Origin of the sequence: Saccharothrix australiensis (assembly GCF_003634935.1) — a bacterium.
In the GTDB taxonomy this organism is placed as follows: domain Bacteria; phylum Actinomycetota; class Actinomycetes; order Mycobacteriales; family Pseudonocardiaceae; genus Actinosynnema; species Actinosynnema australiense.
The window spans coordinates 7,389,897-7,406,826 of record NZ_RBXO01000001.1 but is presented as its reverse complement, the minus strand read 5'-3'; the positions used below and the strand labels follow the sequence as shown (position 1 = coordinate 7,406,826).

The following is a 16,930-nucleotide window of genomic DNA, read 5'->3' as shown; positions in this document are numbered from 1 at the left end:
GCTGCGCGCGACCCAACGGCCGCCGCCGTCTGTGAGCGACAGAACAGTGTTGAATTGCCTCGGCTTCGCCTCGGCGGCTCGGCCGCCCGGAAGTCGGCCCATCGCGCCTGATTTCCCGCCGATCGGAAAAGCGTGATCGGCGGGAAATGAGGCGTGACAGGCCGACGCGGCCTCGCGGTGCGGGTCCGGAGGGCTGGATCAATTCACCTGAATGGGGTTTTTGTTGCTCAGGTGGGTGTGTTGTGGGTCACGTTCCGGGATGGACGGTGGGGGATTGAGGGGGCCTGGAAGGTGACGTTTGCGGGGGCGGGTTCCAAGAGGGCCGGGGTGTTGGTCTGGGGGTTGTAGAAGGTGACGGATCGGCCGTTGTGCCACGCGTTGACCATGTGGCTGGTGCCGTCGGTGCGGGTGACGGTGACGGTGGCCTGCGTGCCGGGGTGGGCGGTCAGGTAGGCGTGGACTTCCCGGTAGGCGGCCGGTGGGGGCGTGAGCGGGCCGCTGCGCCCGGCCTGCTGGTCGAGGTCGATCTGCCGCACGAACGCCTGGTGCGCCGCGGCTTGGTCGGCGAGCAGCCGTTGCCACGCCTGGTTCGGGTCGAACGAGCCCGGCGCGCGGTTGAGCCGGTCGCGGATCTCGGCCTCGACCTGCCTGCGCTCCTGCTCCTGGGTGCGGGACAACTGGTCGATCAGCTGCTGCCGCCGCGCCCGCTGGTCGTTCACCGGTTCCTGCGCGCGGCGCTGGAGTTCGGCCTGTTCGCGGTTCACCGGCCGGTCGCGCTCGTCGGCGAGGTCCCGTGCCTGTCGGATGGCCGGGTCGCGTTCGGCGTCGTTCCGGTCGGCGTCCGGGGTGGCGGTCGTGGTGATGCCGTCGGGGGTGGTCACGGTGATGACCGGGGGTGTGGGGCCGGCCGGGGGTGGCGGAGGGGGTGGCGTGTCCGCTGGTGGTGTGTCGGCCGGTGGGGTGTCCGCTGGTGGTGAGTCGGCCGGTGGTGTGTCGGCCGGTGGGGTGTCCGTCGGTGGGGTGATGTCGGGTGCGGGTGCGGGTGCGGGTGCGGGTGCGGGTGGGGTGTGGGGGTTGCCCTGTTCCGAGATCAGGCGGTCGACCTGCTTCTTCGCCTCCCACCACGCGCGTTGCGCCTGGTCGGCCGCGGCCTGCTTGTCGCGCAGGTCCGCTCTGGCCTCCTCGATCCGCGCGGGCAGGCCGGTGTCGACCGCGCGGGCCTCGGTCAGTTCCTGTCGTACGTCCGCCAGCAGGTCGTTCGCCTGCGCGGCCCGGCCCTCGGCCTGCTGCCACTCGGTGCGCGCCTGGTCCAGGCGCGGCTCCGCGACGGCTCGCAGCGCCTCCAGCTCGGCGGTGAGCCGGGCCGACTCGTCCGCGTACTCCCGCAGGTCCCGGCGCGCCTCGGCCAGTTCCGCGGCGGCCTCGGCGGCGGCCTGCCGCCGGTCGACCAGCTCGTCGGCGATGGCGGTGGTCCGCGTCGTGACCTGGTTCAGCCGGTCGGTCAGGGCGGTGACCCGGATGGTCGGGGCAGGCGTGCCGGCCGCCGTGGCGGTGAGCCGCTCCAGCTCCGCGCGGAGCCGGTCGCCCTGCTCGGTGAGGTCGGCGAACTCGGTCTCCAGCGCCTCGACGGCGGCCGCCGTGTCGCGTGCCGCCCCCTCCATCTCCGGCACCAAGCCCTCGACCTGCGCGCGGGCCTCGTCCAGCGCCTCGATCCGGCCGGGTGACTCGTGCAGCTGCGGGTACTCGGCCCGGATGGCCTCGTACCCGCCGCGGGCGGCGTCGGCTTCGGCCCGCCGGGCCTGCGCGGCACCGTGCGCCGCTGCCTCGCGGTCGCGCAGGCGGGCGACGTCCTGCTTCGCCTCGACCTGGTCGATCAGCAGCCGCTGGACGCCGTGCCGGGCCCGGTCGGCGAGGACCTGCGCGTCCCGCCACGTCTTCGCGGCCGCCTGCACGCCGCTCTGCGCGGTGGCCAGGTCGGGGTCGAGGGGGTGGCCGAGCACCGACTCCAGGTCGCTCACCGGCATCCGCAGGTCCACCGATCGGGGCACCCTCAGGTCGTAGACGACCTCCTTGCCGTCGACCTCGGCGACGAACCGGTACTCGACGTCGAACTCGACCAGCGCGGTGCGCCCGGACGGCTTGAGGTTCTTCGCGGTGCCGCTGGTGGGCTGGCCGGCATCGGTGGTCGCGTCCTCGGCGGAGTGCTTCAGCTCCACGCCGGTGGACGAGAAGTTGACCGAGCGCGGCAGGTCCTCGACGCCCTGGCCGTCCACCGCCTTCTTGTTGTAGCCGAAGGCGGGCGCGCCGACCGTCACGTCGCCGGACTCGGTCTGCTTGACCTCCGCGCCGGTGGTCCGCGTGGTCGACGTGGGGTTCTCCAGCTTCACGCCGTCGCTGAGCGCGTCGAGCCTGGGTTCCAGCAGCCGCGCGTACACCTTGAGGTTCGCGTGCTGCGCGTTGACCAGCGCCGCCTCGTGCAGGCCCGGCACCTCCAGGGGCGCGGTCGTCATGCCGGGGAGCATGGACTGGAGCGTCTCCGAGCTGAGCGTGGACAGCAGCGCGTTGAGCGACCCGGTGCCCTTGCCGGTGAGGCCCTTGCGCGCGCCCGCTTCGGTGAGCGCCGTGATGGCCGCGTTGCGCACCGCGTCCGTCCCGCGCATCCCCTCGACGGACGCGCCGGCGGGCACGGCCACCGGCCTGGCGGGTGGGGTGGTGTTCGGGGCCGGGGTGGCGTTCGCGGGTGGGGCGGGGGTGGTGGGCGTCGCCGGGTTGGTGGGGGTGGTCTGGGTGGTGGGGGTGGTCTGGGTGGTGGGGGTGGTCTGGTCGGTGGGCGTGGCCTGGGTGGTGGCGGCTGCCGGGGCGTCGGGCGTGTCCGGGGTGGTGGGCGTGGTCGGGGTGTCCGGGGTGGGTGGGACGGGTTGCTGCCACGTCGCCGCGTCCTCCGGGGCCCGGCGGAGCCGGGGCGTCGGCTCCTGGTACGGCCGGTGGTTGCCGGTGTCGTCGGTCTCGACCCGCACGTTGTCGGCGTGCAGCCGCACGGTCATGGGCGACTTCGCCTGGCTGGTCGCCTCGGCGACCTTCCGCGTCCCCTTCTCGACCACCAGCTCGAACCCGATCGGCACGCGGTAGCGCACGGCGGGACCGGTGGCGGTGTGCTTGTGGCCGAACTGCTGGGCGGTGGTGTCGGTGGTGGTCTTGCTCTTCCCGTGGCCCAGGGACGCGCCGGCGGAACCGCCGACCGAGGGCGACCCGCCGTCCTTCACGTCCGGCAGGTGCAGGCCGACCGCCTTGCCGCCGACGCCCCACGACGAGCCCTCGGTCGCCGACTCGGTGTTCTTGGTGGAGCCGGTGAGGATGTGCTCGATGTCGTAACCGTCGTTGACCGCGCCCAGGAACTCCGGGTCGCCTGCCTTCGCCCTCAGCGTCACCTGGTAGGTGTCGTTGCCGAACAGCGTGCCCGGCTGGCGCAGCAGCAGCGGAACACCGCCGTCCATCGCGCTGTCGATGAGGGCCTTCACGCTGGTCGGCGAGCTGAAGTCGGCCAGCCGCCGCAGGTTGCGCATCGAGTCCTTGAGCACCGATCCGGGGATCAGGCCGGGCCCGACCCTGCCCTTCGTGTCGGCGTTCACCTGCCGGACGAGGTCGGCGACCACCTCGGACATGTCCGGCACGTCCTCGACCAGGCTGAGGCCGAGGGAACTGGGCTGGTCCGGCGTGAGCCGCTTCGGCGGCGCCATCCGGTCGGGCATCGGCGCGGGCGTGACGCCGGCGTCCGGCAGCAGGCCCATCTCCCGCGCCATCTGCTCGCTGACCCGGACGAACACGCCGCCCTCCAGCTTGAGCCCCGCCGCCTTGGCGTGCGGCGTGCCGGGCACGACGGCGTTGCCGGAGCGGGTCTCGCCGACCACCGTGAACGTGGCGTCGAGCTGCACCAGGACGGTCCGCTCACCGGCCGGCCGGACCAGCTTGCGGTCGACGTTGCCGCCGACCTCGGTGGTCTTGGCGGACGACTCCGACCACGGCGTCCACTTGGCGTTGGCGGTGAACGCGCCGCCGCCCTGCGGCGCGTTGCCCGTCGGCTTGCCGGTGAAACCGAAGGCGGCGTTGAACTCCGTGGACTTGCCGTCGGTGTCGGTCTCGGCCGCCTTGAACCCGCCGCCGGTCCAGACCTCGGTCGGCGTGGTGTCCGAGATGGACACCAGCGTCGCCTTGCCGAACTCGACCTTGAGGCCGATCGCGCCGGTCCGGTCGGTGACCCGGCGGTCGTACCGCAGGCCGTCCTCGACCAGGCCGTTCTCGTACATCCTGCGCAGGTTGGCCTTCAGGCTCTCGGGGCTGAACAGCCGGTCGATCCGGTTGCGCGACACCGTGCCGGGCACGGTCAGCGACGAGTCCTTGCCCGCCGCCTCGTCCAGCAGGGCGATGGCCTTGTCCCGCAACGCTTCCGCGTGCGCCACGGCCTCCACGTGCAGCCAGTCGTAGGAGGTCGGGTGGCTGGTGACGGGGAACTCGGCCGGTGGGTCGGTGTCGGTGTCCGGGGCGGTGTTCTCGGGTGCCGCGTGGTCAGGTGCGGCGTGGTCGGGTGCGGCGTGGTCGGGTGCGGCGTGGTCGGGTGCGGCGTGGTCGGGTGCCGCGTTGTCCGTGGCGGGGTTCGTGGCGGTGGTCGCGTTGTCCGTGGCGGGCGTCGTGGGGTTGGTCGCGGGGTTCGTGCCGGTCGCAGCCGGTGCGGTCGTCGGGACGCCGGGGCCGGCCTTCTTCAGCAGCGAGCCGATCGTCGTCGGGGGCACGGCGACGTCCTGCGGCGGCTTGGGCGTGAAGTCCTTCGAGCCGACCGGGAGCGTCGAGCCGTCCGGCACCCACAGGTGCACCTCGCCCCGGATGCGCGGGATGGTGAGCGGCGCCTTCTTCCCGGTCGCGGGCGCGGGCGCGTCGTTCCGGGTGTCCGTGTCGTTCGTGGTGTGCGTGTCGTCCGGCGCGGTCCGCGCCACCGTCCTGGCGTCCGGCACCTGGAGCTGGGGCGCGCCCGGCACCACCCGCTGCACCCACGAGCGCTCGCGGGTGAACTCGGTGATCTCGATCTCGAACTCGACGTCGTGCGCGAACACCTGGGCCTTGGCGTCGCCGACGTTGAGCGCGACGTCGTTCACGGTCGGGCCGGCGGTCGTCTTCACCGACGACGTGGTCGACTGCTTCACGCCCAGGGTGAGGGTGGGCGTCAGGCTGGAGCCGGTGGGCCGGATGTTCGGCCCGCCGCGGAACTCGAACCCGACGCTCTTGCCCTTCGACGTCGTGGTGGCGCTCTCCAGCTTCGGCGCGGCCGACGACAGGCCGCGCACCTGGCGGTTGTCCGCCTCGCCGAGGTGCTTGGCGGGCTTCAGCTTCGCCCGGACGGTGACGTTGACGAAGTGGTTGTGCACCAGGCCGCGGCGCTTGAGCTGCACCTGCACACCGGGGCCGAGCAGGCTGTCCATTTCCGCCCGCAGCGCCGTCGGCGACAGCTCGGCGTCGAGCTTGCGCTGGTTGTCGAGCTGCTCCGCGACGTCGGCGAAGTTCTTGCCGCTGGAGATCGGCTTGCCCGTCGCCGACCACTCCGGCAGGAAGCCGCCGAAGCCCGGCAGGGCCTTGAGGGCGTTCTCCACCTGCGCCTGCACGTCCGCGGCGTGGGTGAACTTGCCGACCCGGACGTTGCCCGCGGCCACGCCCGAGGTCAGGTAGGGCGGCTCGACGCGGGTGTCCGCCGTGCCCGGCTTGACGATGTCGGCCTGCGTGCCGGGCGGCACGGGCAGGCCGTGCGCGGCGGCTTCCGGCAGGCCCACCCGCACGTACGCGTACACCATACGCTTAACTGTCGTCTCGCGTGGGCCCGGTGTGGCGGAGCCGTCCGCTTGCGCCGGTGGCGCGAACGGCGTGCGCACCTCGACCTCGATGCCCACCCTGTACAGGCCGGTGTTGCCGCCGACCTGCATGCCGGCCCGGTTGACCGCGGTGGTGCCCGCGGCCGACGTCTCGGTGGTCTTCCGGGAGACGGATCCGGTGACGCCGCCGGTCACCACCTTCGGCCCCGGCGTGCCGACACCGCCGCCGATCGCCCCGCTCAGCTCGACGCCCTTGCTGGTGGACGAGGTGACGCCGGTGTTCGTGGTGGCCGTGTCGTGCATCCGGAACTGGGCGCTGTCGTGCACGCCGACGAGCTGCGCGTCCACCAGGTGCGCCCGCATCTGCACGGCCGCGCCGTAGCTTGCCGACGGGCTCGCCAGGTTGGGCGAGGTGACCCAGTTCTGGAACATCACGTGCAGGTTGTCGCGGATGTTGGTGCCGCTGAGGAAGTCCCTCAGCTCGGTGCGGCCGTCCGCGCCCGGCTTGGTCACCGAGGGGTGCACGCCCGCCGCGACGGCCTGGAACAACGCGTCGGCGTCGACGTCCACGACCGCCTCGGGCACCAGGAACTCCACCAGCGACCCGGTGTCCCGCAGGTCGGTCGCCGTGCCGAAGTCGTTGTCGGTGTGGGTGAGCCGGTGCAGGTCGTCGGGTACCTGGAGGGTCGCGGTGAACGGGTCGTCCGGGTTGGGCGCGACCTGCTGGGGAGCGCTCGTGACGCCCTGCGCGTCGGTGAGGGTGACGGTCCAGGTGACCGGGACCTCGTGCTTGGTGGAGGAGTTGCCGCCCCGGACCTCCCGGTCGTCCACGGCGGACGAGGTGGTGCTCACCGAGGTGGCCGGCGTCGAGAGCGGCGCCTTCACGCCGGCCGTGGCGTAGACGCCCGCGCCCTGGCTCGCGGTCGCGCTGAGGGACAGGTCGTTGCCCGTGGTCAGCGCCGTCGTGGAGGACGTGGTCGCGCCGCTGTCGACCCGGCTGTCGACCTTGGCGGGCGACGCGGCGCCGGGCGCGGTGACCTGGCCGAACTCGGCCTTGACGGTGGCGTCGTACCAGAGCTTGCCGACCTGGACCTGGAACGTGCGGCCGTCGCCGAGGAACGATTCGAGGTTCGCGGTGGCCTGCCGGCCGATGCGGTCGACGCCCACCGGCGTCACGCCGTCCGCCTTCGGCAGCATCCCCGTGATCGACTCGACCAGGTGGTCCACGCCCTTGACGTCCTTGACCGCGATGGTGCCCAGCGCCTTGTTCTCCTGGAAGAACGCGGGGAGGGAGACGTTCGGCAGCACGCTCGGCGGGGTGGTGGTCGCGGTGTCGTCGGTGGCCGGGCTGTCGGTGGCGGGGTTGTCGTCGGTCGTGGTGTGGTCGGTGGCCGGGTTGTCGGTGGCGGTGTGGTCGGTGGCGGGGGTGACCGTGGCCGGGGTGTCGGTGGCCGGTGCCGGTGCCTGCGGCTGGGGTGTTCCGGCCGGTGTGGTCGGGTTCATCCAGGACCGGACGCGCTCGACGAAGCGCGGCGCGTTCGGCACGTGCGCTCCTCCGTCCATTGTGGACTGGGTGGGCTGCGGGTTGACCGAGCCCAGCGTGTTGAACCGGTTCTCGATGAGCACCAGGTTCCGCGGCTTGAGGGAGGCGGTGCCCTGGTCGATGCCGTCGGTCATGAGCCCGTCGTCCGCGACGACCCGGCCCTTGCCCGGCTGGTGCTGGAGCACGGGCTTGACCTGGTCCGGCTCGAAGTACTCGTCGTGCAGCCCGAGGAAGTGCCCGACCTCGTGCGCGAGCCGGTTCGGGTCGGTGTCCACCGGCCAGTTCAACTGGTTCGCGCGACCGTCCGGCTCGCCGACGGTGATGGTGCTGTGCGCGTCGGCGGCGTCGGTGAACTCCACCGTGACGTGGAACTGCGGCCCGGTGGCCAACCGGTTGCCCTGGTTGAAGAACGCCTGGACGCCCTGGGCCGTGCGCTTCTTGAGGTCGTCCAACTGCTTGGGGTCGGCGTTGCCGTTCGGGTCGAGGTGCAGCTTGACCGTGAAGTCCTTGACCCGGACGCCGTTCACGTCCAGGTCGCGGACGTCGTAGGCGATGGGGCTGGTCCAGCGGTTCAGCACGATCCGGCCCGGTGTCACCACCGAGTCCGACATCACGCCGCTGTCCTCGCCCCGCACGCGGGAGGTGACGGGTGCGTTCGCGCGTGCCTTGGTGATGGCGTCGGGGGAGGCCGGGGCGTCGGGGGCGAACCAGGGCGCGGTCGACGCCGTGCTGTGCCGCCACTTCGGGTCGTCCAGCACGGGGTGCGGGCCGTGCCGCGTGATGTCGGGCTGCCGGGGTGTGGTCGAGGGGGTGGTGTTGTCCGTGTCGGCACTCGGCGGCGTGGTCGGGGGCGGTGGGGTGGTCGGGGGCGGTGGGGTGGCCGGGGGCGGTGGGGTGGTCGCGGTCGGTGGCGCGGCCGGGTTCGTCGCGGTGGCCGGGGCCGCCGGCGGGGTGGCGGTGGGCTGGACCTGTGGCGCGGGTTGGGACTGCGGTGCGGGTTGGACCTGCGGTGCGGGTTGGGATTGTGGCGCGGGTTGCGGTGTGGTGGTCGGGTCGGGGTTCCGCGGTGGGTTCGGCGGCGGCGCGAACTCGGTGTTGAAGGCCCCGATCCGCTGGTCGACCGCCGACTTGGCGTCGAACCACGCCTGCTTCCTGGCGTCGACGTCGGCGCGCAGGCCGGGCAGCGCGGCCCGCAGCTCCTCCGCCACGCGCCGCGCCCGGCCCTCGACCTCGGCCTTGGCGGCGTTCGCGGCGTCCAGGCCCTGCTGCGCCTGCCCGAACGCGTCCCTGGCCGGCTGGACGGTCGCCTGGTGGTCCGCCAGCTCCCGGCGCTTGGCCTCCAGCTCGGCGAGCGCTTCGGCGTGCCGCCGGTTCTGCTCGTCGACCCGGTTCCGCGCGTCGGTCAGCGCGTGGTCGGCGGCGGTCAGCTCGTCGCGCGCGGACTCCACCCCGGCGTCGGTGTCCGCCAGCTTGCCGGCGGCTCCGGGCACCTGCGCGCGCAGGTCCTTCAGCGCGCCCTGCTTCTGCTCCAGGGACTGCCTGGCCTGGTCGAGCCGCGCCTGCCGGGCCGGGTCGGGTGCCGGCTGGGACTGGGACTGGAGCTGGGACTGGGGTGTCTCGGTTCGGGCCTGTCCGTCGGGCTCCGCCGGGGTGTCGGTGGTCGGCGCGTCCAGCGCCTGCTCGGCGTCCCGCACGGCCTGCTGAGCGGCCTCGACGTCCTTGGTGGCCGTGTCGATGTCGGCGACCAGGTCCTTGAGGTCCTGCGTGGCCGCGTCGGCGTCCCGCTGCGCCGCGTCGAGCGCGCTCGCCGCCGCGTCCCGGTGCTGTTCGGCGAGGTCGAGGTCCGCGTTCGCGCCGTCGAGCCCGGCGGCGGCGTCGGTGACCGCGACCTCGGCGTCGCCGACCTCGGCGGTCAGCTCGTCCAGCTTCCTCAGCGCGGTGTCGAGGTCGGTGACCGCGGCGAGGAAGGTGTCCTGCGCGGTCCTGAGGTCGGCGTCGGCCTGGCGGCGGTCGGCCGGGATCTCCAGCACGGCGTCCTGCGCCCGGTGCCGCGCGGCGTCGATGGCGACTTCCGCCTGCCGCCAGGCGTCGGCGGCCGACTTGACGTCCTTCTGCGCGGTGGCCAGGTCCTTGAAGCGCGTGTCCAGCCCGGTCCTCGCGTCCGGGGCGACCTGCGTGCCCAGCAGGTCGAGCGCCTGCGCCTCGGGCACCCGCACCTGCGCGGAACCCGGCACCGGCAGGTCGACCACGCCGATCCGGCCCTTGCCCAGGTCCGCGACGATCCGGTACTCGACGTCGAACTCGACCAGGCCGGTCAGCCCGTCCCGCTTGAGGTCGTTGACCTGGTTGTGCTGCGTGCCAACGGTTTCGGTGTCGGCGACCTCGCCGCCGTGCTTGAACTCGATGCCGGGCGTGCTGAACGTCGTGCCGGGCGTCTCGGACTTGAAGGCGCCCGTGACGCCGCCCACGACGACGTCGTTGCTCTCGGACTTCTTGGTGTCGCTGGTGGTCGAGGTGGTGGTGCTGGACGGGTTCTCCAGCTTCACGCCCAGGCTCAACCCGGCGAGCCTCGGGTTGACCAGCTTCGCGTACACCTTGACGTCGGCGTGCTTGCCCGTGGTCAGGTTCGCCTCGTGCAGGCCGGGGACGCTCAGCGGGCCGGCGGTCATGCCCGGCAGGTGCGGCTGGAGCGTCTCCGAGCTGAGCGCGGAGTACAGGGCGTTGAGCGAGCCGGTGCCCTTGTGCGTCAGGCCGGTCTTCGCGTCCGCCTCCCGCAGTGCCGTGATCACGGCACTGCGCAGCTCCTTCGCGCCGCGGAAGGTCTCCACCGACGCGGACGGCGGCAGCGACACCGGGTTGCCCGCCTGCCGCCACTCCTGGATCGCGGCGTCGGTGGCGTCGGTCTTGGGGCGCGTGGTGGGGCCGGTCTCTGCGGGCGGGGTGGTCGCCGGGGCGTCGGTGGCCGGGCTCGGGGTGGTCGTGGCGTCGGTGGCGGGTGTGTCGGTGGCGGGTGTGTCGGTGGCCGGGCTCGCGGTGGTGGAGCCCCCGGCGTTCGCGGTGGCGTCGGTCGGGTTCGGGCCGGCCGGGCTCGGGGTGGCGGGGTTCCGGTCGGCCGGTGGTGCGTCGGGTGCGATCTTCAGGTTGTCCGCGTGCAGCCGCACGCCCACGTTGCCGGTGACGGACCCCTGCGCGAGCGGCCTGCCCCCGGTGCCCTTCTCGACCACCAGGTCGAACGTCATGGGCACGTCGAACTTCGCCACCGGCCCGCCGCCGACCCGCTTGTGCCCGACCTGGCTCGCGGTGGCGTCGGTGACGTTCGTGGTGGTGGACTGGCTGGTGTTGACGGCGACGGAGGCACCCGCCGCCACACCGGACAGGTTCTGGTCGGCGCTGTTCGGCAGCCCCGCGCCGGGGACCTTGAGGCCCAGGCCCCAGCCGCTGGACCGGCCCGCGCCGGTCGACGACTTGGTGCTGCCCGCGATGATGTGCTCGACGTCGATGCCGTCGTTGGCCACGCCGGTGAACTTCGGCGCGCCGTCGATGCGCGCCTTCAGCGTGACCTGGTAGGAGTCCTTGCCGAACGTGCCGGGCTTGTGCACCAGCAGCGGGACGCCGCCGTCGAGGGCGCTGTCCATCAGGGACTTGACGCTGGTCGGCGACCCGAGGTCGAGCAGGCGCTGGAGGCTGTTCATCGAGTCGTCCAGCACCGAGTCCGGCACGAGGTCCAGCTCGGCGTTCTTCAGGTCGGTCAGCAGGTTCGGCACGAGCTGCGACAGCTCGGGCGGCATCGTCTCGATCATGCCGAGGCCCATCGAGCCGGGCTTGGCCGGGTCGAACGTGCTGGGCGGCTGGAACCGCGCCTGCGAGCCGGGGGCGGGTGGTGCGCTCGGCTGCTCCGGGGCGGGGGTGATCGCGTCCGGGTCGGTGGTGTTCTGCTCGGGCGCGGGGGTGATCGCGTCCGGGTCGGGCGTGCCCTGGCCGGTCGAGGGCGGCTCGGTGGGCGGCGTGGGCGAGGGCGTGGCGGACGGGTCCACCAGTGCGCCCAGGTCAATCGCCGTCTGCTCGCTGACCCGCACGAACAGTCCGCCCGGCAGGTGCACCGCGCCCGCGACGGTCGACGGCGCGCCCTTGTGCGCGGTGTTGCCGGCGCGGCTCTCCGCCACCACCGTGACCGTCGGGTTGAACCGCAAAAGCACCGTGCGGACGCCCGAGGGCGTGTTCTTGACGCGGTCGACGTTGCCCGCGACCTCCGCCCCGGACGTTTCGGTCTTGGACCACAGCGTCTTCTTGCCGGTGACGCCGACGCCGCCCTGACCGGTCGGGTTCGCCACCGGCCGCGTGGGCACGTTGACGCCGACCTGCGCCTCCCACGACCTGCCGTCCGCCTGGCTGTCCGCGGCCTTGAACCCGCCGCTCGTGGTGTTCTCGGTGCTGGTCTTGTCCGCGACCGACACCAGCTCGGGCGTGCCCAGGTCGACCTTGACCCCGATCGCGCCGGTCCGGTCGGCGATCCGGCGGCCGTACTTCAGGCCGCCCTCCTGCACACCGGTCTCGACCATCCTGGTCAGGTTGGCCTTCATGGCCTCCGGGCTGAACATCCGGTCGATCTGGTTGCGCGCGGGGGTGCCCGGCACGGACAGCGACGAGTCGCCGCCCGCCGCCCGGTTCAGCGTTTCGATCGCCTTCTGCTTGACCGCGTGCGTGTTCGCGAACGCCTCGACGTGCAGGATCTCCGGCGCGGGCGTGGGCGTGCCGCCGGTGAACCAGTCCTTGAGGCTCTTCGGCTGCGCGACGTTCGGCACGTCGACCGGCGGTCGCGGGCGGAGTTCGGCCGCCCTCTCGTCGGTCAGCTTGGCCTTGTCGATCGTGGAGCTGTCCGACGCCCACAGGTGCACGTCACCGGAGATGTCCGGGATCTGCTTGATCCCGCCGGGGTTGCCCTCGGGCAGCGGGCCGGTCTTGGCGACCACCTGCGGCGTCGGCACCTGGAGGTGCGGCGAGCCGACGGTGATCCGCTTGACCCACGCCCGGTTCCGGCTGAACCGCGTGATCTCGATGTCGAACTTGGCGTCGTACTTGAAGACCTGGGCGTTCGCGCCGCCCGCGTTCAAGCCCGAGCTGTTCACCGCCGGGCCGGCGGTCGTCTTCACCGCGGTGTTGCTGCTGTACTTGACACCGGCGGTGCCCACCGGGACGACGGTCGCGGCGCCGACGTCGCCCTTGCCGCCGAGCTTGCCCTCGACGCCGGCGTTCCAGCCCTTCTGCGTGGTGGTCGAGCTGTCCAGCCGGGGACCGCTGCCCGCCCAGCCGCGCACGTTGTGGTCGGCGACCTGCCCGAGGTGCGCCTCCTGGGACAGCGTGGCCTTGACGTTGATGTTGACGAAGTCGTTGGTGAAGCGGCCCTGGTGCTTGAGCTGGACGTCGATGCCCGGCCCGAGCAGGCTGTCCATCTTCGCCCGCAGGGCGGTCGGCGACAGCTCGGAGTCCAGCTTGCGCTGGTTGTCCAGCTTCGCCACCACGTCGGCGAAGTTCTTGGGTCCCTTGCCGACGACCGGGGAACCCGCCTCGTCGTCCCAGTCCGGCAGGAAGTCGCCGAACCCGGGGAGCTGCTTGAGCTGCGCCTCGACCTGCTGCTGCACCTGGTGCGAGTTCGCGAACTCGCCCACCTTGACGTTGCCCGCCGCCAGCGCCGCGGCCAGGTACGGCGGCGCGACTTTGGTGCCCGCGGTGCTCGGCCCGACGTCGGTGGTGCCCTCCGGCGTCGGGAGCTTCTGCAACTGCGCCTCGGGCAGGCCGACGCGCACGTACGTCGTCACCGGGATGTTCTCGACCTTGCCGTTGGCGGTGCGGACCTCCAGGTCCGCCTTCACCTCGTACAGGCCGATGTCGCTCTTGACCTGGACGCCTGCCCGGTTGCCGACGTTGGTGCCCGCGTTCGTCGTCTCGGTGACCTTCGCGCCGTACCCGCCGACCGCGCCGATCGCCCCGGTGAGCCCGGCGGGCGGGTTCGCGCCGTACCCGAGGCCCGCCGTGACGTCGAACCCGCTCTTGGTGTTCGCCGTCGCGCCGGTGCTGGTCGTGGCGATGTCGTGCAGGCGGAGCTGCGAGCCGCTGTTGGTGCCGACCAGCCGCACGCTCGTGGGCGTGGCCTTCATCTGGACCGCGCCCGCGTAGGACGCGTTGGGGCTGGTCAGGTTCGGCGAGGTCACCCAGCCGTTGAGCAGCGCGCCGAAGTTGTCGCGGATCGTCGTCGGGCTCAGGAAGTCCTGCAACGCGGTCCGGCCCGGTGCGCCGATCTTGGTGACCGACGGCGGCAGCAGCGCGGCGACCTGGTCGAACGCCTCGCCGGGCCGGTCGATCGTGACCGCCTCGGGACCGTGGTGCTCGATCTTGGCGACCAGCGCGGCGTTCGGCTCGTTCTGCACCGGGCCGGGGTCGGACAGCTCGACCAGCTCGTTGGGGATCTGGAGCGTGGCGGTCCCGGTCGGCGGGGTGTCCGGCCTGCGCGGTTCGGCGTTCGGCGCGTTGGCGTCGGTCAGCGAGAGGTCGAACGTGACGGGGAGCGTGACGGTGGTCGACCGGCCGCCCGCCCGGATCGCCCGCTGGTCCTGCGCGGCGGTCTGGACGCTGGTCGACACCGCCGGCCGGGCGAGGCCGACCTTGACGCCCAGCGAGCCGTACGCGCCGACGAGCTGGCCGGCGGTGGCGCCGACCCCGATCTCGCCGTTGGTGGACAGGGTCGTCGTCGTGGTCGCGGTGGCGGTGCTGTTGGCGGTGAAGTCGACCTTCGTCGGGACGTTCGGGGTGATCGCGGTGTCGGGGTTGGCGGGTGGGCCGAGCTTCGCCTCGACGTTCACCTCGAACCACTTGTTGCCGACCCTGATCGGGAACTTGCGGCCACCGCCGACGAACGTCTCCAGGTTCCCGGTGAGCGCCGCGCCGATGCGGTCCAGGTCGGCCTGGGGGACGGTGGTGCCGCGGGGGAACAGGTCCTGGATGGAGGTCTGGACCTGCGCCGCGCCGTCGACGCCGGTGACCGCGGCGGTGCCGAGCGCCTGGCCCTTGCGGAGGAAGTCGGGTAGGCGGGGCAGGGAGGGCAGGACGTCGGGCGCGGGGTTGGGGTTCGGGTTCGCGCCGGGGTTCCCGCCGGGGTTGGCGTTCGCGGCGGTGTCGGTCGCGGTGTTGGTCTCGGTGTTGGTCTCGGTGGTGATTTCGCTGGTCGTGGCCTCGGTCGGGGTTTCGACCGTGTGCTGCGGGGCCGGTGCGACCGCCGTGTCGGTGGTGACCGGTGCGGGTGCCGTGCTGGTGCTCGCCTCCGGGTTGCCGACCGGGCCCAGCTCGATGTCGTTGTCCGGCTTCGGGTTGGCCTTGCCGCCGGACGAGAACGGGTTCCTGATGCCGAACTTGGGCTTGCCCGTGCTCTTGGGCGCGTTGGGCAGGTGGACGGCCGGCGTGGGCGTGAGGGGAGGGGTGACCACGGCGGGTGCGGCGTCGGTGCCGCCGGTGGCGGACTTGGCGCCGCGCGGGTTCGCTCCGGGCGGGCCGCCGGTGGCCGGTGTGGGCGTGGCCGGGTTCGCGGTGACGGGGCCGGTCGGCGTGGGCGCGGGCGGTGGTGTCGAGGGTGAGGACGCGGGCGCCTTGCTGATCGTGCCGTCGGCGGTCTTGGGCGCGGGCGCGTCGAAGACCCCCTTGGCGGGGTCCGCACCGTGCCTGCTCGACCGGTCGTGGCCGCCGGGCGTGGCCGAGGGCGGCGCGCCGACCGGGGGAGCGCCGACTGGAGGTGTGCCGACGGGCGGCACACCTCCCGGCGGCGTCGCGGCGGGTGTCGGGGTTCTGCCCGTCGCGGACGTCGTGGGGTGCTGCGCCGGCGGTGGGTCGGCCTTCGGCGTGGTGGCCGGGGGCGCGGAGGGGCTCACCGGGGTGGCGCCGGTCTTCGGCGTGGAGGGGCCGTCGCCGAGCGGTCCGGGCTTGGACGTGGGCGGGTTGTCGCCGAGCGGTCCGGGCTTGGGCGAGGTCGGGCCGTCGCCGAGTGGTCCGGGCTTGGGCGGGTTCGCGCCGCCGCCGGGCGGGGTCGCCTTGGGCTGGGTCGTGCCGTCGAGGGTCGCCTTCGGCGCGGGCGGCGGTGTGGACGCCGTGCCCGTGGGCGCTTTGGTGATCGAGCCGTTGCCGGTCGGCGGCGCGGGCGCGTCGAAGACGCCCTTGCCCGGTCCGCCGGTGTACTTGCTGGACCGGTCCGCCGCCGCGCCACCGGGCGCGCCCGGCGCGCCGCCGCCCATCGGCGCACCGGCGGCCGGGGGCGTCGAGCCGGTGCTCGGCGACGACGGCGCGCCGCCGACCGGCGGTGCCACCGCGCCGGCACCGCCCACCGCGGTCTTCGCACCGGGTGCCAACGGCGTGCCACCCGGCGTGCCACCGGGCACCCCGCCCGGCACGCCTCCCGGCACACCGCCGGGGACGCCGCCCGGCACACCGCCGGGGACGCCGCCCGGCACGCCGCCCCTGCCCCCGGCCGGCTGACCGGCCCCGGCGGGCGGCTGGACGCCCGGAGCGCCGGTGCCCGGCACGCCACCGGCCCCGCCCTGCGGCCCGGTGATCGGCCCGACGCCGGGACCGCCCGGCACTCCCTTGGGAATGCCCGGCACGGCACCCGTCCCGCCCTTGGGCGGGGTGACGGGTCCGACACCGGGGCCGCCGGTGCCCTTGGACCCGCCGCCGGGCACCGCGCCTGCCCCGCCCTTGGGCGGGGTGATCGGCCCGACGCCCGGTCCGCCGGTGCCCTTGGGTCCACTGCCGAGTGTGGTGCCCGCTCCGCCCTTGGGCGGGGTGATCGGCCCGACACCGGGTCCGCCGGTGCCCTTGGGTCCACTGCCGGGTGTGGTGCCCGCTCCGCCCTGCGGCCCGGTGATGGGCCCGACGGACGGCCCGCCGGCACCCTTGGGCGCGCCGGACGGCCCGGTGCCCGCGCCGCCCTTCGGCCCCTTCGGCGGCGCGACCGCCGGCCCGCCGGGACCCTTCGGCCCGCCGGGCGCGTTCGGCCCGCCACCGCCCTTCGGCCCCTGGACCTCGGCGACCTTCGGCCCGCCCGTCTTCGGCCCGCCCGAGGGCCCGCCGCCGGGTTGGCCGGGCGGGCGCTGGGCGTTCGAGTCCGGGTTGATCCTGGTGAACTCCTGGTGGCTGTTCCGGTCCGTCAGGACGTGCGTCTGGTGGGTCGCCTTCAACCCCGCCTGCACGTTCCCGAACGTCGTGGCGGCCCGTTCCACCTGGGAGACCGAGTTGGTGGTCGAGTTGTTCAGCGGCGGGACCGCGAACAACCCGATCGGCCCCAGCGCGTTGGGGCCCAGGTGCAGGCCGCGGAGACCGTTCGAGATGGCGTTCAGCCGCGACTGGAAGTCACCGGCCTTGCTCTGGAGGTTCTCCATCGCGGTGCTGCTCATGCCGAACCCGGAGGAACCCGTCGGCCCGCCGCTCGTCGGCCCGCCGACGGGCGGCGGTGGTGGCGGCGGGGGAGGGGTGGCGGAGCCCGGATTCCCAC

General features: G+C 73.6%; 1 protein-coding gene. It reads right to left on the bottom strand.

The window, feature by feature from the left end; genetic code table 11:
* Positions 1 to 227: 227 nt before the first annotated feature.
* Positions 228 to 16,832, bottom strand: coding sequence for a hypothetical protein (locus C8E97_RS31515; RefSeq protein ID WP_121009452.1), 16,605 nt, complete (start codon positions 16,830 to 16,832; stop codon positions 228 to 230).
* Between the last annotated feature and the right edge of the window lie 98 nt (positions 16,833 to 16,930).